Genomic DNA, 21898 nt, shown 5'->3' with positions numbered 1-21898 from the left:
GTTGTTAAAATTTCACACAGAATGTATAATGTGATTATAAAAAAGTAATAAAGAGGGATCCGTTTTGAAGAATGAAACCATAGTTTACTTAAACGAAATTCTCGCGTTGCCGCTCTTTGAGCATTGCCGAGTCGTCACAAAAGAAGCGCCGCTTTCTCAGTGTGCAACCTCCATTAATGTCATGCTTGACAAAGAAATTGTCGAATGGCTCGGCAAGGATCAAATCCTGCTGACAACGGGTAAGGTGGTCGAAAAGCTTTCTGCTGAAGAACAGATTGAATTGTTTCGCGCCATAAGGAGCAAATCGGTCAGCGCTGTTTTCATCAAAATTTCACCTTACTTGCCCGCATTGCCGGGATCGGTGATCGAAACCTGTAATGAGATCGGTCTCGTCATCGTTGACCTCGATTACGATGTCACATTCACGAATATTTTTTCTCACGTCTACGAGCTGATGTTCAATAAGCAGTCGGCCGTTTTAAAACGTGTCGAAAACCTGCATCAAGACACCATGCAGGTCGTTGTCAGCGGCGGTGGTATTGAAGATGTTTTGCGAAGCGTCCATAAGACCATCAGCGTTCCCGTCTTCGTCAGAGATTATTATTTTGAGAATACTTATTTCGTGAAATCAGCATTTGCCGATGATTATACGCTATTGTACGAAAACATTGAAAACGTCCACTTTGAGGGTAAGAACGGCAAGCTTATACACGATACCGTACCCTATCGGGGACGTGAGATTGAACGGCTTATGGTGCCGATTGTCGTTAAGAATCAGGTGTATGGTCATCTAGTCGCTTATGGGACCAATCAGAGTATTTCAAATTATGATCAGCTCGGTCTCGAATCGACATCACACATTGTCGCGCTTGATTTCCTAAAAAAAATATCCGTCCACGAAGTCGAAAATAAATATAAACTCGAGTTCTTTGATGATCTTATTTCGCTTGACGAAGACCGTCGCGCCAAGGCGATAGAACGTGCTGGGAATTTTCGTTTTGTTGAAAATGCGCAGTACGCCATGCTCTGTCTCCGACTCGTCGGCAAGAATCAAACGGAAGATCAAATGCGCGTCGTCTATCTACTGGAATTAATCTGTAAAGACATGGGTCACGCTTACCTCATTTTGAATAAAAGCGAGTGCATCTATGTCCTGGTCATGCTCAAGGAAGGTGAAGGCGTTGCGCTGACAAAGCGTTATGCAACTTATATTTATGATGTTCTAAAAGGAAAGATGAAAAAACATCAAATAAAAATCGGCGTCGGTAGAATTGTCAAAGGTCTGCTCAATGCTCATAAGAGCAAAGTTGATGCCTATAAGGCGCTGGAGGCAGCGGCAAATTATATGCCGAAGGATGTCGTCTTTTTCGAAGAAATGGGCGTCTATAAAATTTTGTCTCAAAGCAGCATTAGGCAGGAGCTCGAACATTTTGCCGAAGAAGTTTTGGGTAAGCTCGTCGCTTATGATCAGCGTAGGGATACAGAACTCATCAAAACGCTCGAAGTTTATTTTACCTGCAACGGCAATTTGAAGAAAATGTCTGAATCGCTCTATACACACTATAATACGATCCTCTACCGCCTCAACCGCATACAGGAAATCATCGAATTGAGCCTCGATAATGAAGAACATCGCTTTGCGATTCAAACAGCACTAAAAGTTAATCTCATATTAAAGGAGTAACCGGTCATGTTAAACCTTCTAATGGCATTGATTTATCGCGTTGGCCTAATCATTATGATAGGACTCGTTTTTTCTAGGGCAAAATCCTTTGTTAATATACTTGAAAAGAAAGCTTTGACGCTGAGAGATAAGTTGACCATCTCTATTTTATTTGCCCTTTTGAGTGTGCTGGGAACGTATACGGGGATTAAATACAATGGTTCGATTGTCAATACGCGCGTTGTTGGCGTCGCAGTTGGCGGCCTTTTAGGCGGCCCATTCGTCGGGATGCTGGCAGGCCTTATTTCCGGCGGACATCGTTACTTGATTGATATCGGCGGCTTTACAGCGCTTTCATGTGGTATTTCGACACTTACGGAAGGTTTTATTGCGGGACTCTTAAGCAAGGCATTTCAAAATTCACATAAAAAGATCGCATTTGCACTGGTAACGGGGATTGTTTTAGAGGCGCTGCAAATGCTGATTGTCATTCTCGTTGCGAGGCCAATAGATGCGGCGGTGGAACTCGTTCGCGTCATTAGCTTTCCAATGATTCTCGTTAATTCGATTGGCATTGCCCTCTTTCTCATGATTATAACCAATATTCAAAGTATCAATACACTGCAAGCTAGGTATCGTTCACGCCAGGCATTACTCATTGCCGATAAGACGACAGAGGCGCTGCGCGCAGGTCTTAATGAGTCAACTGCGCAGGTTACAGCAGAATATATCTTAAGTTCAACTGATTTTGATGCCGTCTCTATTACAGACCGTTACAAAGCATTGGCGCATGTTGGCAAGGAAAGTGATCACCACTATGCGGGCAGAGAGATTATGACGCAGATTACGAAAAATGTTCTGAGAACCGGTGAAATTATGACGGCTTATTCAAAAGAGGAAATCGGATGTCCTCAAAAGAATTGTCATTTGCAGTCTGCGGTCATTGCACCGCTGAAAGACGGCGAAATTATTCTCGGCACCTTAAAGTTCTATCGTGTGACGCAAGGGCTTTCAGATGTCGATGTTGAAATTGCCAGAGGATTGTCCAATCTACTCTCGACACAGCTTCGCGTGACAACGCTGGAGGCGCAGTCGAAACTCGCACTCAGTGCAGAGATTAAAGCCCTTCAGGCTCAAATTAGCCCACACTTCTTTTTTAATACACTCAATGTGATCAGTTCGCTTATTCGAACGAATCCGATGCGCGCCCGTGAAGTTCTCATGGATCTCAGCAGTTATCTCCGAAATAATATGCAGTCGCTCAAAGGCGAAATTTACCTGCGCGATGAAATTATGCATACAGAAAAATTTCTGAAAATAATTCAAGCGCGTTTCGGTGACGGCATCGTTTTTGAATCGGATATTCAAGTGAATACAGAGATAAAAATTTTGCCGTTAATTATTCAGCCGATTGTTGAAAATGCTGTTTTACACGGTATTATTCCGAAAGGGAGCGTGGGAAAAGTGACGCTCAGCGTCTATCGGCAGCAGGAAGATCTTATTATCAATATTGCCGATAACGGCATTGGGATGCCGGAAGAGAAACTACATGAAATTCAAAGAGAGGGTGTTCAGGACTCCATTGGGATCAACAATGTCAAACAGCGCATCAAAAAGCACTTTGGAGATCGAGGACACTTTCAGATCGACAGCCATCTGGGTGATGGTACTGTTGTGACGTTGACTTTCCCATATCAACAGGAAATGGAGGTAAAACATGCTTAAATGCATCGTCATTGATGACGAAAAACCGGCCGCGGACGAGATGGTCTACATGCTGTCGCAATTTGAAGATGTAGAGGTCGTCGAAACGTTTACAGATTGTATGACATTTGTTTCGGCCATCGAGAAGTACAGGGGACATATTTTATTTTTGGATATCAATATGCCTAAAATATCAGGTTTGCTCATTGCCGACCACATTATTAAAAACAACATCCCCATTCGAATTGTCTTTGTTACGGCTTATGATACATACGCCATTAAGGCTTTTGAGGTCAATGCGGTTGATTACCTGCTTAAACCCGTTGAAAAAGAACGGTTGGCACAAACAATTGCCAGATTGGCAGAAGGTGTCAGCGAAGACACGGTGAATCTAAAAGCCATGGTTAAAGATTACAAGCAGCACCAACAAGTAATGAGCCTCTATCGGGACGGTATTTTGAAGCCGATTAAGTACGAAGATATTTCGCTCATCTATTTTGAAGATCGAACGACGCATTTTATTACCAAGCATGGGCTGTATTCGTGTAAGAAAAATCTGTCTGAGCTTGAAGATATTCTTTCGGAGAATTTTTTCAGATGTCACCGAGCTTATATTATCAATCTGGATTGTATTGAATCCATTGAGCCGTGGTTCAACAATACGTTTATGGTCGTCGTCCGAGGACATAAAGAACAAGTACCGATCAGCCGAGGGAATGTCAATGCGTTTAAGGAAAAGATGCACATCTTTTAGGCGCTAAAAGCGAACCTTTTGTGATAAACAAGCTTCATTGGGTATCATTCGTTTGAATGCCGTTTCTTAGGCACGCATAATGCATTTCAAACGTGAATATTTACAATTTGTTCATAAAAGGGCCTATTTTTTGACCCATACGATAAGATGACCTTAGATAGGCATCGTGTCTGCCAACAATCAGTTAGAGAGATAGGAGTGATGGTTTTGACCTATACGGAGATCAGCTTTGGCGCATATTTGCGTGACAAGCTCGAGGCCTACTATAATCTGTTCGATGAAGCGCCAATGGCGTGCGACTTCATGGCTGTCTATAACCAGCGCAATGCAGCATTTGCACTGAAAAAAGAATTTGAATACTATGCCTTTGAGAACAACGAAGTCATTTTGTATACCGAATGTGACGACATGCAGTCAGTTGATATCGACATTTTATCAGCTCAGATTGATGCAACACACCACGAAATGGTCGGACGCAATGAAGACCACATGTCTTCAAGTATTTATCTGGTTTACACCGTTAAGGCGTTTCCGGATGAAGAGATGCTTAAAAAAATCAAGCGTTTTCGGTATTATAAAAGCTTCAGGTGGGGGCTTGAAGGGTGGCTGAATGTTGGGCTGATCGTCATTAATGAAGTTTCTGGAGAGGGCATTTCCAATCGCTTTGGTAAGAAGGAAATGAAGCGTTTGCTGAACCTATTCGGGAAATTCAAACAAAATTGATTGAATGCCAAATGGCTTCAATAATAAATTTTGGGGAGGAATAATGAAATGAATGCAATTTTTCTAATCCTTATTTCCGTGGTCTTATTCTTAATCGCTTACACTACTTATGGCGCAAGTCTCGCTAAAAAATGGGGTATTGATGAATCCATCAAAACACCTGCTCACCGCTTAGGTGACGGCGTTGACTACGTACCGGCAAAAGCACCCGTACTCTTAGGGCATCACTTTTCATCCATTGCCGGTGCAGGCCCAATCGCAGGCCCAATCCAAGCTGCAATCTTTGGCTGGGTGCCTGTATTCCTTTGGATCATCATCGGTTCCATCTTCTTTGGTGGCGTGCATGACATGGGGGCGCTTTTCGCTTCTGTCAGAAACGATGGGAAATCCATTGGTGAAGTTATCCATGCAACGATCGGTGACAAAGGGAAAAAATTATTTGCCGTATTTGCATGGTTGACACTGTTGCTCGTCGTTGCAGCATTTACCAATATCGTTGCCAATACTTTTGCAACGGTTCCGGCAGCGGCAACATCTTCACTGCTTTTCATTTTACTCGCAATCGTATTCGGTTATTTTGTTTACCGAAAAGGCGTTAGCCTTGCTATTGGTTCTGTAGTCGGTGTTGTTGCACTTTTTGCATGTATTATGCTTGGCAACATGTTCCCGATTTCATTATCAAAAGAAGCGTGGATGCTGATTATGCTCGTCTATATCTTTATCGCTTCTGTTACACCGGTTTGGATTTTACTTCAACCGAGAGATTACTTAAACAGCTACTTGCTTTATGCAATGCTCGCAGGTGGTTTAATCGGGATCGTAATCATGCGACCTTCATTGCAGCTCGCGCCTGTTACGAGCTTTACGGTTAACAATTCAACACTGTTCCCAATTCTTTTCGTAACCGTTGCATGTGGTGCGATTTCAGGGTTCCACTCATTGGTTGGCTCCGGAACGACGTCGAAACAAATTGATTCAGAAAGAGATATTCGACTCATTGGCTACGGCTCAATGCTTATCGAAGGCGTTCTCGCCGTTATCGCGATTATCACTGCCGGCTATATCGGCGCCGATAAATTAACAGAGCTCCTTGCTAATGGCGGTCCCGTTAACGTGTTCTCTGATGGACTCGGTACTTTCATGACATCATTTGGTTTGCCTTTCGCAACGGCTAAAAACTTTACAGCACTTGCAATCTCAGCATTTGCATTAACTTCGCTGGATACGGCAACACGTCTTGCCAGATTTATCTTCCAAGAGTTCTTCTCAAAAGAAGGCGAACCTGCAAGTGAAAAAGGACTCCAAAACCGATATGTTTCTACAGCGATTACCGTTGTACTCGGTGGTGGTTTAGCATTCTACGGTTACTTGAAAATTTGGCCGCTCTTTGGTTCAGCGAACCAATTACTTGCAGCACTTGCACTCTTAGCACTTGCTGTATGGCTGAAAGATATGGGCAAAGAGTACAAACAAGTTCTGATCCCAATGTTCTTTATGTTTGCCGTTACACTGGTTGCATTAATCCAGCTCATCATGGCAAACCTTTCAAATTACGTTTTATTGTTCTTTGCCGTCGCACTGTTCATTCTTGCGCTCGTCTTGATCAGCCAAGCATTTAAGGCATTCAAAGGCGACAATAAAATTAATCAAGCAGGCAAATAATCACATACTAACCTATAAAATCATGGAAATGGGATTGAGTCGAAAGATTCAGTCTCATTTCTTTTTTTGAGGAACATAGATGAGCGATCCAGTGAATCACGGGCTGCATCAAAAATGAAAAGTATGGACTTAAAATAGACGGCTTTTGGGTATGTTTAGGATAGCAGAATAGGGACAGGAGGTTTTAGATGATGAACAACGAGATTATTTCGTCAGCGATGCAAGTTAAACTTGAAGATATTTTTGAAACACTTCCACCATACCCAGACTTTGAAACCGGGATACGTAGGGCGCCAAAGCGTGATTTCACGCTCAATAAAGCAGAGACGGCACTGGCATTAAAAAATGCACTTCGGTATATCCCCGAAAAGTGGCATGATGTATTGGCACCGGAATTTTTAGAGGAACTTTTAACGCATGGACGTATTTACGGCTATCGTTTTAGGCCGGTGGGGCGCATCTATGGCAAAGCAATTGACGCGTATAAAGGCAATATCGTTGAAGGCAAAGCGATTCAGGTGATGATTGACAATAATCTCGATTTTGAAATCGCCCTTTATCCATATGAACTCGTAACCTATGGTGAAACCGGCAGTGTCTGCCAGAACTGGATGCAGTATCACCTCATTAAGGCTTACCTTGAAAAACTGACAGATGAACAGACGCTCGTCATGCATTCAGGTCACCCGCTGGGGCTGTTCCATTCGCCAAAGCTCGCCCCACGCGTTATGATTACAAACGGGCTGATGATCGGTATGTTTGATACATTGCCGCACTGGAACCGAGCAGCGGCGCTGGGTGTTGCCTCCTACGGTCAAATGACGGCAGGCGGGTGGATGTATATTGGGCCGCAGGGTATTGTCCACGGGACGTATTCGACATTGCTCAATGCCGGCAGAATGAAACTGGGACTTGATGATTCGGCTGATCTAAAGGGCAAGCTCTTTGTTTCATCAGGCCTTGGCGGCATGAGTGGCGCACAGGGCAAAGCCGTGGAAATCGCAGGCGGTGTCGGTATTATTGCAGAAGTTGACCCATCGCGCATTGAAACGCGCTATCGACAGGGATGGGTTTCTGAAGTTGCCAAAGACCCAGAAACGTGTTTCAAACGCGCAAAAGTGCTTCAAGCGGAAGGGACAGCAGCCGCCATTGCCTTTGAGGGCAATATTGTCACCCTGCTGGAATATGCCGTTCAAAATCATATTCACATTGATTTACTGTCAGATCAAACGTCATGTCATAATGTCTACGAGGGCGGTTATTGTCCGGTGAATATGACCTTTGACAGGCGAACAGAAATGCTGGCGCATGATAAAGAAACGTTTAAGACACGTGTGGATGAGACGTTAAAGCGTCATTACGAAGCCATTAAAGCACTGACGGCAAATGGCGTATACTTCTTTGACTATGGCAACAGCTTTATGAAGGCTATACTGGATGCAGGGGTTGCTGCGATCTGTAAAAATGGTGTGGATGCGTTGGACGGCTTTATTTGGCCATCATATGTTGAAGACATTATGGGGCCGGTACTCTTTGACTATGGCTATGGACCGTTTCGATGGGTGTGTCTGTCCGGTGACCCGGAGGATCTCCGCAAAACAGACCATGCGGCCATGGCGTGCATTGATCCCGAAAGGCGTTTTCAAGATCGTGATAATTACGTGTGGATCAGAGATGCTGAAAAAAATGCACTCGTCGTGGGCACGCAGGCGCGCATTCTCTATCAGGATGCAATGGGCAGGCTTAAAATCGCCCTCAAATTTAATGAAATGGTACGCAATGGCGACATAGGCCCAGTTATGCTGGGGCGCGACCATCACGACACGGGTGGCACGGATTCGCCGTTCCGCGAAACATCCAATATCAAAGACGGCTCTAATATTATGGCAGATATGGCAACGCATATCTTTGCCGGCAATGCTGCGCGCGGAATGAGTATGATCGCACTGCACAATGGCGGCGGTGTCGGTATTGGCAAAGCCATAAACGGCGGTTTTGGCATGGTGCTCGACGGCAGTCATCGCGTTGACGAAATTCTGATGCAGGCAATGCCTTGGGATGTTATGGGCGGCGTAGCAAGGCGCGCATGGGCACGCAACGAACACGCCATTGAAACGGTGGTTGCCTATAATCAATCACAGCCAAAAGATCATTTAACGCTGCCATATCTAACCGATGAAGCGTGGATTGAAACACTGGTTGACAAACACTATCATAAGGGTGGAAAATAAGAGAAAACGCTTGGAGGCACAGGCATGCTCCATATCAGGCTGTTTGACAAGCCGCGTGTGACAAAAGATGATGAGGTACTGGCGATATCGCTGAAAAAAAGTGAAGCGGTTCTCTACTATATCATCTATCAGGGTCGTGCAACACGTGATGAACTCATTGACCTCATTTGGCAGGAAGTTGATGTAGCGACGGCAAAGAAAAACTTAAGAAATTGTCTTTATCGGCTGAAGCGCGATTTGGGAATAGATATTTTCAGGACACCTGGAAAAAATATCATTACGCTCAATGCATCGCTTGTGGCAACGGACCGGGATGATGCGCAGGCTTTTTTGGAGACGTATCAAGGCAGTTTTCTGGACAGCTTTATCCTCAGTGACAGTCCAGGATTCGAACAGTGGGTGAGACAGACAAATCAGTCGCTTCAGCAGCGTTATATGCAAATGGGCAAACAGCTTGTGGAGCAGCTTTTGTCACCAAATAACGTTTTGTCAGCGGATGAAGCAGCGCGTGCGAGACACATCGCGAAGACGATGTGTGCGATAGATCCTTTTGACGAAAGCAATGTACGACTTATGATGCGTGTCTACCAAGGCATGGGGCATTATCATGCGGCGATTGATGTCTATGAATCGGCAAAGACACTGCTTGCTGATGAATTGGGGATTACACCGGAGCGTGAGACGACGGCATGCTTTTACCAAGTTGTTAATTCGAGGAATGCCGCCGAATCCGAAAAACGACTTTATGGTCGAAAAAAAGAACTCGAACGAATGCTTCAGGCGACGGGACATGTGATTGTCGTTGGTGAAGCTGGCGTTGGCAAAACGGCATTGGTGACGGCATACTGTCACCATTTAGAAGTCGACAATGAAATTTTAATGACGACATGCTACCAGATGGAGACAGCTTTTAATCTTAAACCTTGGGATGAGCTGCTGCATCAAATTTATGAACGCTATGCCGCGAAGCTTATGTTGAAGCAGCCAGTGATGCAGGTACTGTCGAGAACGTTCCCAAGCTTTCTCGCCTATGTTGACACAACACAAATGGAACATTTCTCATCGCTGAGTTTTGCATTCGTCGAGAAAATCGTCTGCGATATGCTGGAACGCATTGCATCACAGGTTCACCTCATGCTGTATTTTGAAGATCTTCAGTGGATGGATGATGCAAGTATGCGCCTGATGACGACAGTTGCATTGAAATGCAGCAGTCTTCGTATCATTGGAACAATGCGCAATGAGTACAGCAATGCTTTTGATCAGATGCGAAAGACACTGTTAGCGTACAAGAAATTGACGATTTTGCCGCTGGAACGGTTTAACAGGGTACAGAGCTATGATTTCATCGATTATCGTGCCTCGGATCAAGTGCGTGAAGCTGTTAAGAGCAGGATTTTTGAAGAAAGTGAAGGCAATGCTTTTTTCATAGTGGAAATGCTTCGACTGGCGCCTGAACAGTTGAACGATACGCATCTTGGCGATATGTTGGGCGCAAGGTTTCTCGGCCTGCCGCCGGAAGCTGAAAAGGTCATGTATCTGATAACCCCCTTTTTCGATTATGCGTCTTATGAGATGCTAAAGCGGCTATACGCAGGTGATGAAGAAAATTTGATTGAAGCGATTCAAGTGTTGAAAAACCGCTTTATCATCAAAGAGACATTAAAAGACGGCGACTTACAGTATGCCTTTACCCATCATAAATTGAGAACCTATTTATATGATTCAATGCCTGCATTAAAGCGCAGAAGACTGCATCTGCATATTGCGGAAGCATGGACTGAACAGCCGCGAAATGATGTGGCAGTCTTGCAGCGGCTGGTTTATCACTATCAGGCAGCGGACGATATCGTTGGACATCTCACATATTATCTGGCGTACCTTGAAACCTATTTCGACTTTAGTCATGAACTCTATCCTGAGATGACAGGTTATAAGATGGAACCTTTTGATGATCGTCCTGAGCTGAGCTTTAATACTTTAAAGCGCCTGATTGACAAAGCGCATGCCAAAGGGATGACGATTGCATCGCTTGAATCAAAATACCATCTTATGTACGGACGCTATCTCATTCGTCAGGGATACTACGATGTCGGTTTGAGGGAAATTGACCAATTGATTCAAAGTGCGTCGGCAGTCGGTGACGCGTCGCTGATCTTTAAAGGCTATGTTCAGCGCATGTATCATGCCATTCAAGTTGGTGATGAAAGCTGTATGACAGATGCGATTGATCAAATGTCGGCGATGTCGCCGGAAGGAAAATCAAAAGCGATATTAGTGCGCTTTCAAGGTGTTCATGCCATGCTGCTCGGCGCCAATAAGCAGGCGAGACATTATTTCAAAGAATCCATTGCACGTTTTGAAAGTTTGCCTTCACCGGAACGCTATCGGCTCAACATTGCAGCAGCCTACAACTATATATCGGAAACGTATCGTAATGAAACGCGTTATGAGGCGGCACTGCAATCAGCTCAGAAGGCGATTGCGATGTGTGAGCAGGGCAGTATTTTAAGAGGGCTGTCAATTTTTAATGCCAACGCAGGCATAGCGGCATTTATGATGGCTGATGAAGAACGTGCCAAAGCACATTTCGAAGCGGCACTGCAAAACTACGAGCAAATTGACACACTGTGGCGAAGAAGTGATACGGAAGCCTATTTAGGCCTCATCTACAGCCGTTCCGGCGACTTGCCAATGGCAGCCAAAATGTTGGTACAGGCTGAAAAGCACGCACATCCCATTGATAACCCCAGTACGGCAAATGTCATTGAACAGCTGAGGGCAGCAATGGCTGAAAAGGTTGGATAACCTAGAGAGAGCTAAGCAAATCACGGTAGGTAAAAGTAGCCTAAAGCAGATCAAAGTAAATCTAAGAGTAGATCAAAGTAATACTTAAGTAGATTAAAGTGAATCTAAATTAGATTAAAGTAATCTAAATCGACCAAAGTAAATCTAAGGTAGATTAAAGTATTTTAAATCGACCAAAGTGAGCAATAGAAGTGCCCACGTTATAACGTGATATTGAGATAGCACGATATACGAAGCGCACTGGGCACCAATGGACATTAAGAATGCCGAGAAGACATGGCAGTAAGGAGAAAACAGTTGGCAATACGGACATTTTTTGATAGATACCTTGAAAAGTTCATTCAATAACGCTATGATGAAAACGACGCGACGTCTTTTGACCGCATAAATGTGAAGGGAGATATGTAAGATGAAAACAGATGTTCAAATTGCTCAAGAAGCTAACATGAAGCCTATTAAGGCGATTGCATCCATCGTGGATATACCTGAAGACGCACTTGAATTGTACGGTAATTATAAGGCGAAAGTCAATGTTGATGCCATTGAGAAGCTTTCTGAAAAGCCCGACGGCAAACTGGTCCTCGTTACAGCAATCAATCCAACAGCGGCGGGCGAAGGGAAGACCACAGTTAATGTCGGTCTGAGCATGGGGCTCAATAAAATCGGCAAAAAAACATTTACGGCACTTAGAGAGCCATCGCTGGGCCCTTGCTTCGGTGTCAAAGGCGGTGCAGCAGGCGGCGGATACGCACAAGTGCTGCCAATGGAAGATATTAATCTTCACTTTACAGGTGATATTCACGCGGTGACAACGGCGAATAACCTGCTCGCCGCAATGATCGACAACCATTTACATCAGGGAAATGCCCTCAACATAGATCCAAAACAAATTACATGGCGACGCTGTCTCGACATTAATGACCGCGCACTGCGCAATACGGCGATTGGCCTTGGTGCCAAGAGCGACGGGGTAACGCGTGAGGACGGGTTTGACATTTCCGTTGCTTCTGAAATTATGGCGATTTTATGTCTTGCAAATGACTTAAAAGATTTAAAAGTACGCCTTGCCAAAATGATTGTTGGTTATACGTATGATAAAAAGCCGGTCTATGCATCACAGCTCGAAGCCGTAGGCGCACTGGCGCTGCTGCTGAAAGATGCCATTAAACCAAATTTAGTCCAAACGATTGAAAATACGCCGGCATTTATTCACGGCGGTCCCTTTGCGAATATTGCACATGGCTGCAACTCTGTCATTGCAACAAAGACGGCGTTAAAACTGGCGGACTATGTGGTAACGGAAGCCGGATTCGGCGCTGATCTTGGGGCTGAAAAGTTCTTCAACATCAAATGCCGTGCAGCAGACTTAAAGCCGGATGCCGTCGTTGTTGTCGGAACGGTAAAAGCGCTGAAAAAGCATGGCGGCGTGGCAAAGGATGCACTGACGCAAGAAGACTTGAAAGCGTTGGAAGACGGTTTTGGCAACTTGCAGCGACATGTTGAGAATGTTAGAAAATTCGGCGTGCCCGTTGTCGTTGCCATTAATGAGTTCCCGACGGATACACCGGCAGAAGTATCGCTGCTCACATCGCTCTGTGAAAAAATTGATGTACCCGTGATTTTGACACAAGTCTGGGCGAAAGGCGGCGAGGGCGCCATTGCACTTGCGAATAAAGTAGTCGAACTCGCTGAATCGGGAACGGCGGACTTTAAACCGCTCTATCCGTTGGATTTGCCAATTAAAGCAAAAATTGAAACCATCGCGAAAGAAATTTACCGTGCGGACGGTGTGGAATTCTCATCGAAAGCACTTAAGAATATTCAAAAATTTGAAGCTGACGGCTTGGGTGCATTGCCGATTTGCATGGCAAAAACACAATACTCTTTCTCTGACGATCAAAAGCTGCTCGGCGCACCGACTGGTTTTAAGATCACAATCAAGGATGTAAAAATCTCAGCTGGTGCCGGCTTTATTATTCCGCTTGCCGGAGATATCATGCGGATGCCGGGTCTTCCTAAAGTACCTGCGGCAAACCGAATAGACATCTTGGAAGATGGCGAAATCGTCGGGTTGTTCTAGTGGATCATACGAACTGAGAATCTGAAAAGTGCTGTTGCGAATCTATGATGTTAGAGGCGCGGCAGCACTTTTTTATATTCTCAACTGTGATTGTGTTACAGTTCTTTAAAATTGAATTTTAAAGGAAGCTCTGTTACACTGTTAAAGTAATCATTCTTTTATATGGAGGCATTTGTAGATGGAACAAAAAATGGGTTTTTTTGAAAAAACCTTTAAACTCAAGGCACACGGCACGGATGTTAGAACGGAAGTTATCGCGGGGTTTACGACCTTTATGACCATGGCTTATATCCTGATCGTCAACCCTGTTTACCTGGAACCTGCCGGGATGGACTTTTTAAAAGTGTTCACGGCAACGGCGCTGTCCGCAATTATTGCGACGCTCATTATGGGGCTTTATGCGAACTTGCCCTTTGCACTGGCGCCGGGGATGGGGCTCAACGCCTATTTTACGTACACCGTTGTCATTGGGATGCACAAGTCGTTTGAATTTGCGTTAACGGCTGTTTTTCTGGAGGGCATTGTCTTCTTGCTGCTGACATTCTTTAATGTGCGCGAAGCGATTATCAATGCCATCCCCATAAACATCAAGAAGGCGATTTCAGTGGGGATTGGGCTCTTTATTGCGTTTATCGGCCTTGCCAATGCCGGGGTGATCGTTCATGGTGATACGATTTTGGAGCTGGGTGACATTACATCGGGTGAACCGCTTCTCGTGATCATCGGATTGGTTATTGCGGGATTCTTGTTGGCAAAGGGCATTAAAGGTGCACTTTTTATTGCCATTCTCCTGACGACGATTATCGGTATTCCAATGGGGATTACGACGATGCCGACAGCGGTGGCACAAATGCCGACAGCGCCTTATTTCTTCAATTTTGCATGGCAGGATATCTTTTCCCTTGATATGTTGACGGTTTTATTCGTTTTTCTCTTTGTGGACATGTTTGATACCGTTGGCACGCTGGTAGGGGTTTCGACTAAATCAGGGATGCTGACGCCGGATGGCAAAGTACCGAATGCAAAGCGTGCGCTCTTTGCCGATGCAGTGGGTACCACACTTGGTGCCATTTTGGGAACGAGTACCGTGACCACTTACGTAGAATCGGCGTCCGGTGTTGCGGAAGGCGGTCGAACGGGGCTTACCAGTGTGACCACGGCGGCACTCTTTGGTGTGGCGCTGTTCTTGTCGCCGCTCTTTATTATGATTCCTTCTGCGGCAACAGCACCGGCACTGATTATGGTGGGGCTCTTTATGATGAGTCCGATCAAAGAGATAGACTTTGAAGATTTTACAGAAGCGATTCCGGCATTTTTCACATTCCTGATGATGCCGCTCGCCTATTCCATTTCGGAAGGGATTGTCTTTGGTATTTTGAGTTTTGTCATTTTAAAGGCGCTAACGGGACGTGCGAAGGAAGTAACGCCGTTTACCTGGGTGATTGCCTTGCTCTTTTTATTGAAATTCTTTGTATCGTAAAGTGTTAAGCTGTTCGTGTCTTAATGTTTAATCGTAAGATTACGGACAGCTTTGCTTTATTTGCATTGAGGTGTACAGGAGGGCCGTCAATGGTCGAACTCATTCATAATTATGGACTGCTGTTTTTTGTTTATGCGCATTTAGGCTGGCTGATGGAAGTTGCTTATGCGTATTCAAAGCAGGGGAAATATGTTAATCGGGGCTTTATGTACGGCCCATTTTGTCCCATATACGGCACAGGTGCTATTGTGATCATCTCTTTTGCAGCGGCGATTAACTTGATGATTGCACCGTCACCATACGCGCACGTGCTCGTCGTCCTTTCAATTGTTTTGTTGACGACGGCAATTGAGCTCGTGACAGGCGGTGTGCTGGAGAAGCTCTTTCACATTAAATGGTGGGATTATTCCACGCGGCGATTCAATTACAAGGGGTATATATGTCTGCAGTTCTCACTTATCTGGGGAGCGGTAGGCGCCCTGCTCGTCTACGTGATCAACCCATGGGTATACGCGCATCTTTCCATAATTCCGATGGCGTGGCAATATATCATTGAAGCGCTGCTGGCAGGCTATTTTATCTGGGATGCAACGCGGACGGTTATGGGACTCATCAACCTACGGAAACTCATTATGGAGTTCGAAGCAGTCTCGTCGCAGATCCGCAAAACATGGCGCACAGCACTTGAGACTGAACTTGCAGAGCTTAGCAGAGGACTTGAGACTGAGCTTGCAGAATTTAGCCGGGAATTTGAGGCTGATCTAGATGAAGCGCGGCGACGCTTTCGAGAAGAACTTCAGGAGCATCGCGTTGATGTGGTCATGAAACAGCTTGAAAAAGGCCTTGGTCAAAGACGCCGTCAGCTGAGAACACGCATTTTAAAAGCGCGTCAATTCAATGCTTTTCCGGAATTCAAGATGTTTGAACTACCGGATTTACCTGAAAACACATTGATCGAAAAAATTCATCAGAGAATTCAGACTAAAATTGATAATAAAGACTGAACTATCAACGGATAAACGGTATAATAAAGGAGAGAGCATGTCAAAACTGTGGCTGAGTGCAGCGACTTTTCATCCGGTTCACACATTTGAAAACGGCCAGTGTTTTAGGTGGCGCGCAGAAGGTGATGCTTATGTTGGCGTTATTGATGCTGCTGTCGTTTGTGTGACACAAGCTGACGACGGTAAAGGCTATTGGGCGGATGTTGTCTTGGGAACGCTTTCAGAAGCGCGATTAAAAGACTATTTTGACGAGGCGACAGATTATGAGACGATCATGTCGTCACTTCGTGAGCAGGACGAATGGCTCCAAAAGGCAGTTGATTATGGCTGCGGGCTGAGACTGTTGCGGCAAAATTCCTTTGAGATGCTGCTGTCTTTCATTATTTCCAGCAATAACAATATTCCGAAGATAAGAATGTCAATTGAAGATCTCTGTCAGAAGTATGGGCTGCTGCTTGGCAGTTTTCACGACAAAGATTATTATGCATTTCCGACACTTGAGGTGTTGGCGAATTTGGAAGAGGAGGCATTTTCGGTAAAAGCTGTCGGCTATCGTTCGAAAGCGCTGTTTCAAACCGTGAGAAAGCTGTCTGATGAGGCGCTTGATCTTGACGTGCCATCACATATGACATTAGAGGAAGCTACGGCGTGGCTTAGACAGTTCTATGGCGTAGGGGAGAAGGTTGCACACTGCATATTGCTCTTTGGCTACTATCAGACGGATGCTTATCCAATTGATACATGGGTGAAGCAGCTTTTGACGACGCTCTATGGTGTCGAAGCAAATGCAAATGCATACAAAGCTTTTATTGAAAACTATTTTGTGATGTATCGAGGTTATGCACAGCAAATGCTTTTTTACTACATGCGATCGTGCTATTCGAAATCTAAATCTTAGATGCCGGGGGGCTTCTAAGGACATACAGCGGGGGAAAAGAGATGGACGTGTTTTTGGCCAGACAACCCATTTTTAATCGTGATAAAAAGGTTGTCGCTTACGAAATTTTATATCGTGAAAGCGTAAGGAATGTTTATGACCCCAATTATGACGGGGATATGGCGACGACATCTGTTATTTCAGATACGTTGATTAACTTTGGTATTGAAGGATTGACCAAGAGCAAACGCGCCTTTATTAATTTTACGCGCAATTTATTAATGGAGGATATGCCGTTCCTCATCAACCCAGATCAACTCATCGTTGAGATTCTCGAAAACGTCGATATTGATGAAAAAGTGATCGAAAAGTGTCAAAAACTAAAAGATGCCGGCTATTCAATCGCGCTTGATGATTTTGTGGACAATGAAAAATACCTGCCGATTATTGATTACGTAGATATTATCAAAGTGGATTTTCTGGTTCTGAAATCAGAGGGGAGACGTCTGGTCGCAGATAAATATAAGCCGATGGGACTACTCTTACTCGCCGAGAAAGTAGAAACTTACGCTGACTATGAAGAAGCATTGGCACTCGGCTATGATTTTTTTCAGGGTTTTTTCTTTGAAAAACCGGTGGTATGCAAGACAAAGGGAATCAATGTTTCAACTTTTCGCTATCTGGAAATCATTAAAGAAACGGTTAGCGATGTGCCGGATTTTTCGAAACTGACGGATATTGTCAAGAATGATCTGTCGTTAACATACAAGCTCTTACGGCTCATTAATTCACCAGCTTTTTATCGACATACGGAAATCACATCGGTAAATCAAGCGCTGACGCTCTTGGGGATCAATGAAATCAGAAAGTGGATTACACTGATTATGCTCAGAGATGTAAGTTCTGATCAACCTGATGAAGTCATTAAAGTGTCGCTAAACAGAGCGTTCTTTGCAGAACGGGCCGCTGCTTATTTTGATTTGGATGAACGCACCAATGAAGCTTTCTTAGTAGGGCTCTTTTCAATGATTGATGCAATTATGGAAAAACCGCTCTTTGAAATATTAGATGAACTGCCGTTAAAAGAAGATGTTAAAAGCGCCCTTTTAGGTATGCGAAATCCTTTTCATGAATTGCTGCGCCTCGTGCGTTTTTATGAAAAAGGTAATTGGGAAATGATTGTAAAAGTGGCTGAAATGTATGGTATTGATTGTAAAGAACTCAATGAAATCTATGTCAGTACGGCGATTACGGCAACAGATCTCCTAACGGATGTGTAACTGTTAGCACTCATTAAAAATGAGTGCTAAAAAAATGTTGATTTTTGATGGGGTTTGTATTATATTAGTTATGTAAGGCATCGAAAACAATGGCAATGCCACTATTATATTAAAAATACGAGGAGGTCTTGAAATGCTTAAACCAATTGGAAAACGCGTTATTATCAAAAAGGTAGAGGCTGAAGAGAAGACGGCGAGTGGGATCGTTTTACCGTCTCAAGCAGTAGAAAAACCTCAAATTGCAGAAGTGGTTTCAGTTGGCGCTGAAGTGACAGAGGTTAAAGAAGGCGATAAAGTTGTCTTTAAAAAGTATGTAGGTACAGAAATTAAAGTAGATGGTGAAGAACTCACAATTTGTGAAGTTGCCGATATCTTAGCAATAATGGCATAATAATCGTGTAGGAGGTTAGTAATCATGGCAAAGGAAATAATGTTTTCAGAAGACGTCCGCAAAAAACTCGAAGCGGGCGTTGATAAACTTGCAAACACAGTAAAAGTTACTTTAGGTCCTAAAGGCCGCAATGTTATTTTAGATAAAAAATTTGGTTCGCCGCTCATTACCAATGACGGTGTGACAATTGCCCGTGAAATTGAGCTTGAGGATGCCTATGAAAATATGGGTGCTCAACTCGTTAAAGAAGTTGCGACAAAGACCAATGATGTTGCAGGTGACGGTACGACGACAGCAACGCTCTTAGCACAGGCGATTATTCGCGAAGGCGTCAAGAATGTAACGGCGGGTGCGAACCCGATGATTCTTAAAACTGGTATTGAAAAAGCTGTCAGCGTAGCCGTTGATGTTTTAAAATCAGAAAGCGTTCTTATTGAAGATAAAAAAGATATTGCAGATGTTGCCTCTATTTCAGCAGCAGACCGAGCAATTGGCGAATTGATTTCAGAAGCGATGGAAAAAGTCGGTAAAGATGGCGTTATCACTGTTGAAGAATCAAAAACATTTGGTACGCAGCTTGAAGTCGTTGAAGGGATGCAGTTCGACAGAGGCTATGTATCACATTATATGGTAACAGATCCTGAAAAAATGGAAGCGGTATTGGAAGACCCATATATTCTCATTACCGATAAAAAGATTTCAAATATTCAAGAAATTTTGCCGGTACTCGAAAAAATTGTACAATCAGGCGGAAAACTTTTGATTATTGCTGAAGATATCGAAGGGGAAGCATTGACAACACTCGTCGTCAATAAACTCAGAGGTACGTTTGAATGTATCGCCGTTAAAGCACCAGGATTTGGCGATCGCAGAAAAGCAATGCTTCAAGATATTGCCATCCTCACTGGCGGCGTCGTGATTTCTGATGAACTTGGCTATGAACTCAAATCTGCTGAAATGGATATGCTCGGCCGTGCAAAATCGGTTAAAATTGATAAAGACAATACAACCATTATCAATGGTGCCGGTGAAAAAGAACAAATCGACGAACGCGTTCGTCAAATTAGAATGCAAATCGAAGATACAACATCAGACTTTGACCGTGAAAAACTGCAAGAACGCCTTGCAAAACTTTCCGGTGGTGTCGCCGTGATCCAAGTTGGTGCAGCGACAGAAGTCGAAATGAAAGAAAAGAAACTTCGCATTGAAGATGCACTGAATGCAACGAGAGCCGCTGTTGAAGAAGGCATTGTACCTGGTGGTGGAACAGCACTTGTCGGTGTTATTGCAAAAGTACTTGAAGTCGTTGAAGAACTCGAAGGCGATGAAAAAACAGGTGCTAGCATTATCGCACGTGCGCTTGAAGAGCCTGTTCGACAAATTGCAATTAATGCTGGTCTCGAAGGTTCAGTCGTCGTGGAAAAACTTAAAAACAGCGAATACGGTATGGGTTTTGACGCATTAAAAGGCACTTATGTCAACATGATCCAAGCTGGTATCGTCGATCCAACCAAAGTGACGAGAAGTGCACTTCAAAACGCAGCCTCAATTTCTGCAATGTTCTTAACAACAGAAGCAGCAGTCGTCGACATCGAGTCAGATGAACCGCCAATGCCTCCAATGGGCGGCGGGATGCCAGGCATGATGTAGTCAATCGCTTTAAGGGCGTTTGCTCGTCGAATACGCAGTATACAATACAGCTTAACACACAACACACACATAAAATCAAAAAGTCCCCGTGGTGCGAAAGTGCTTCGGGGGCTTTTGATATGAATAAGCAACTGATTAAATAAATAACTGCGGCGGTTAATCGACCGTATAAAAGGAGGTGTTGCCCATCTAATTTCTTAGATTTGCAACACCTCCTTTGTGGTTCGCAGATATGACCATAGAAATGTCCTAAACTTAGGATCAGTGACAATACAATTAAACAAAACGGGCATATGCCGGAGTAGTATCTCTATCGTTTAGAATTTGAACTCGTGGGCTTTATCGGTTAAGGCGATGGCATGATCGGCAAGGAGTTCCACTTGTGACGAAGTTTCTTGAACGACGGCGACTTGTCGATTGATAAAATCGCTGATGGTGTGTACCGTTTCAGAGCTCTCCACAGAGGACTTAGAAATCTCATCCATGGCTTTGGCCATATCTTCTGAGGTTGAAGATTGCTGTTCGATGGCGAGACTGATTTTATCAATCTGTTCGAAAATTTCAGAGACGGATTCGAGAATCTTTTTAAAGACGGCCTGTGTCAGTTCGATTTTGGAAACACCTGTCTGGATACTGGTTTGCTCAAGCTCTGCATTGGCAATCGCACGAGCTGAAGCCTGACCGATTTCGCTGACGTTATTTGAAATTTGTTCTGTTGATACTTTTGTTTCTTCCGCGAGCTTACGGATTTCCTCGGCGACGACGGCAAATCCTCTTCCGGCTTCACCGGCTCTGGCAGCTTCAATGGATGCGTTCAAGGCGAGGAGGTTGACACGGCTTGAGATCCCTAAAATGATTTCAACAATGTCCTCGATTTTTCGCGTTGTGGTGTCAAGCGCTGTAAGGGCAGATTTCAGTGCATCTGAATTGTCTGAGATAATGCCCATGGCGTTTACAGCTTCTTCGAGTGTCTTTTGACCGTCTTGTGAAGATTGATAATATTGGTGTGTAATCTCTTTTACGTTGCGCGCATTTTCGCTAATGATATGCGAGCCGCTGGCGATTTCTTCAATGGAAGCAGTTGCTTCTTCTGTGGAACTGGCATTGGCCTGGATCATATCGGAGAGCTGCATCACTTTTATGGAAATTTGTTCAAGTTCTTCTGAGGCTTGTTTCATGGCACTGTTAATGTCATTGGAACTGTTTTCAAATGATTTTGATTCACTCGCTACGTTGCCGACGAGTACCTGAATGCGCTCCATTGAGAGATTGTAATTATCGCAGAGTATTCGTAGTTCATCTTTTGTATTAACGCTGAGTCGCTTGGTGAGATCACCTTCGCCGGTTGCGATAGTGTTTTAGTCCACGTGATTTGACTTTGCCTTGCTCTTTGTCTTTGTCAATGCCACGATGAAATAGCTCCCTTGTTTTGCCGTAGTCATTTGTTACAATACATATAGCATATATGTATTGAGGTGATAGAAAAAGCATCACTAGACGACTGACCTTCCAGCAAGATTGTTCATCGTCATAGTGATGCTCCCAAAAACATGATTATTGTAGCACGTTATGACGTAAAACTCAACGAAAT

15 protein-coding genes are annotated in these 21898 nt (G+C 44.2%); 14 read left to right on the top strand and 1 reads right to left on the bottom strand.

The window, feature by feature from the left end:
• The first annotated feature begins 64 nt into the window (after nucleotides 1-64).
• From KHM83_RS03610 to groL, 14 genes are all read left to right on the top strand, one after another.
• Nucleotides 65-1684 carry a PucR family transcriptional regulator gene (locus KHM83_RS03610; RefSeq protein WP_213235549.1) on the top strand — a complete coding sequence of 540 codons (1620 nt, stop codon included), beginning with the start codon at nucleotides 65-67 and terminating at the stop codon, nucleotides 1682-1684.
• 6 nt (nucleotides 1685-1690) lie between these two features.
• Nucleotides 1691-3388 carry a LytS/YhcK type 5TM receptor domain-containing protein gene (locus KHM83_RS03605; RefSeq protein ID WP_213235548.1) on the top strand — a complete coding sequence of 566 codons (1698 nt, stop codon included), beginning with the start codon at nucleotides 1691-1693 and terminating at the stop codon, nucleotides 3386-3388.
• The gene (locus tag KHM83_RS03600; protein WP_213235547.1) at nucleotides 3381-4121 is read left to right on the top strand and encodes a LytR/AlgR family response regulator transcription factor; all 741 of its coding nucleotides are present in this window, start codon (nucleotides 3381-3383) and stop codon (nucleotides 4119-4121) included. Before KHM83_RS03605 ends, KHM83_RS03600 begins: the two co-directional genes overlap by 8 nt.
• 207 nt (nucleotides 4122-4328) lie before the next feature.
• On the top strand, nucleotides 4329-4844 hold the full coding sequence (locus KHM83_RS03595; RefSeq protein WP_213235546.1) for a hypothetical protein: 516 nt from the start codon (nucleotides 4329-4331) through the stop codon (nucleotides 4842-4844).
• 48 nt (nucleotides 4845-4892) lie between these two features.
• Nucleotides 4893-6506 carry a carbon starvation CstA family protein gene (locus tag KHM83_RS03590; RefSeq protein ID WP_213235545.1) on the top strand — a complete coding sequence of 538 codons (1614 nt, stop codon included), beginning with the start codon at nucleotides 4893-4895 and terminating at the stop codon, nucleotides 6504-6506.
• Between the two features lie 188 nt (nucleotides 6507-6694).
• On the top strand, nucleotides 6695-8737 hold the full coding sequence (locus tag KHM83_RS03585) for a urocanate hydratase (RefSeq protein WP_213235544.1): 2043 nt from the start codon (nucleotides 6695-6697) through the stop codon (nucleotides 8735-8737).
• Nucleotides 8738-8761: 24 nt separating this feature from the next.
• Complete coding sequence (locus KHM83_RS03580; RefSeq protein ID WP_213235543.1) at nucleotides 8762-11545, top strand: BTAD domain-containing putative transcriptional regulator; 2784 nt, start codon at nucleotides 8762-8764, stop codon at nucleotides 11543-11545.
• 409 nt (nucleotides 11546-11954) lie between these two features.
• Nucleotides 11955-13625 carry a formate--tetrahydrofolate ligase gene (locus KHM83_RS03575; protein WP_213235542.1) on the top strand — a complete coding sequence of 557 codons (1671 nt, stop codon included), beginning with the start codon at nucleotides 11955-11957 and terminating at the stop codon, nucleotides 13623-13625.
• Between the two features lie 178 nt (nucleotides 13626-13803).
• Nucleotides 13804-15105, top strand: a complete 1302-nt coding sequence (locus tag KHM83_RS03570; RefSeq protein WP_213235541.1) for an NCS2 family permease — start codon at nucleotides 13804-13806, stop codon at nucleotides 15103-15105.
• A gap of 89 nt (nucleotides 15106-15194) precedes the next feature.
• Nucleotides 15195-16109 (top strand): putative ABC transporter permease, encoded by a 915-nt coding sequence (locus KHM83_RS03565; RefSeq protein ID WP_213235540.1) that lies wholly within the window; start codon nucleotides 15195-15197, stop codon nucleotides 16107-16109.
• A 37-nt stretch (nucleotides 16110-16146) separates the two neighbouring features.
• Nucleotides 16147-17007, top strand: a complete 861-nt coding sequence (locus KHM83_RS03560; RefSeq protein ID WP_213235539.1) for a DNA-3-methyladenine glycosylase family protein — start codon at nucleotides 16147-16149, stop codon at nucleotides 17005-17007.
• Between the two features lie 41 nt (nucleotides 17008-17048).
• On the top strand, nucleotides 17049-18266 hold the full coding sequence (locus KHM83_RS03555; RefSeq protein ID WP_213235538.1) for an EAL and HDOD domain-containing protein: 1218 nt from the start codon (nucleotides 17049-17051) through the stop codon (nucleotides 18264-18266).
• Between the two features lie 133 nt (nucleotides 18267-18399).
• Nucleotides 18400-18657: a co-chaperone GroES gene (locus tag KHM83_RS03550; RefSeq protein WP_213235537.1), complete on the top strand. Its 258-nt coding sequence runs from the start codon at nucleotides 18400-18402 to the stop codon at nucleotides 18655-18657.
• A 24-nt stretch (nucleotides 18658-18681) separates the two neighbouring features.
• Entirely contained in the window at nucleotides 18682-20307 is a 1626-nt protein-coding gene (groL, locus tag KHM83_RS03545; protein WP_213235536.1) for a chaperonin GroEL, read from the top strand.
• A 317-nt stretch (nucleotides 20308-20624) separates the two neighbouring features.
• Here groL and KHM83_RS03540 read toward each other — a convergent pair whose 3' ends face one another.
• The gene (locus tag KHM83_RS03540; protein ID WP_213235535.1) at nucleotides 20625-21569 is read right to left on the bottom strand and encodes a methyl-accepting chemotaxis protein; all 945 of its coding nucleotides are present in this window, start codon (nucleotides 21567-21569) and stop codon (nucleotides 20625-20627) included.
• Nucleotides 21570-21898: the final 329 nt, after the last annotated feature.

This window comes from Fusibacter paucivorans, assembly GCF_018390735.1.
GTDB classification, from domain to species: Bacteria; Bacillota; Clostridia; order Peptostreptococcales; family Acidaminobacteraceae; genus Fusibacter; species Fusibacter paucivorans.
This window is presented reverse-complemented; position numbering and strand designations above follow the sequence as displayed.

What these genes read in the sequence shown, in the direction of transcription:
- KHM83_RS03605 (WP_213235548.1), top strand. Translation starts at nt 1,691, where the DNA reads ATGTTAAACCTTCTAATGGCATTGATTTATCGCGTTGGCCTAATCATT.
- KHM83_RS03600 (WP_213235547.1), top strand. Translation starts at nt 3,381, where the DNA reads ATGCTTAAATGCATCGTCATTGATGACGAAAAACCGGCCGCGGACGAG.
- KHM83_RS03590 (WP_213235545.1), top strand. Translation starts at nt 4,893, where the DNA reads ATGAATGCAATTTTTCTAATCCTTATTTCCGTGGTCTTATTCTTAATC.
- KHM83_RS03585 (WP_213235544.1), top strand. Translation starts at nt 6,695, where the DNA reads ATGATGAACAACGAGATTATTTCGTCAGCGATGCAAGTTAAACTTGAA.
- KHM83_RS03580 (WP_213235543.1), top strand. Translation starts at nt 8,762, where the DNA reads ATGCTCCATATCAGGCTGTTTGACAAGCCGCGTGTGACAAAAGATGAT.
- KHM83_RS03575 (WP_213235542.1), top strand. Translation starts at nt 11,955, where the DNA reads ATGAAAACAGATGTTCAAATTGCTCAAGAAGCTAACATGAAGCCTATT.
- KHM83_RS03570 (WP_213235541.1), top strand. Translation starts at nt 13,804, where the DNA reads ATGGAACAAAAAATGGGTTTTTTTGAAAAAACCTTTAAACTCAAGGCA.
- KHM83_RS03565 (WP_213235540.1), top strand. Translation starts at nt 15,195, where the DNA reads ATGGTCGAACTCATTCATAATTATGGACTGCTGTTTTTTGTTTATGCG.
- KHM83_RS03560 (WP_213235539.1), top strand. Translation starts at nt 16,147, where the DNA reads ATGTCAAAACTGTGGCTGAGTGCAGCGACTTTTCATCCGGTTCACACA.
- KHM83_RS03555 (WP_213235538.1), top strand. Translation starts at nt 17,049, where the DNA reads ATGGACGTGTTTTTGGCCAGACAACCCATTTTTAATCGTGATAAAAAG.
- KHM83_RS03550 (WP_213235537.1), top strand. Translation starts at nt 18,400, where the DNA reads ATGCTTAAACCAATTGGAAAACGCGTTATTATCAAAAAGGTAGAGGCT.
- groL (WP_213235536.1), top strand. Translation starts at nt 18,682, where the DNA reads ATGGCAAAGGAAATAATGTTTTCAGAAGACGTCCGCAAAAAACTCGAA.
- KHM83_RS03540 (WP_213235535.1), bottom strand. Translation starts at nt 21,569, where the DNA reads ATGGAGCGCATTCAGGTACTCGTCGGCAACGTAGCGAGTGAATCAAAA.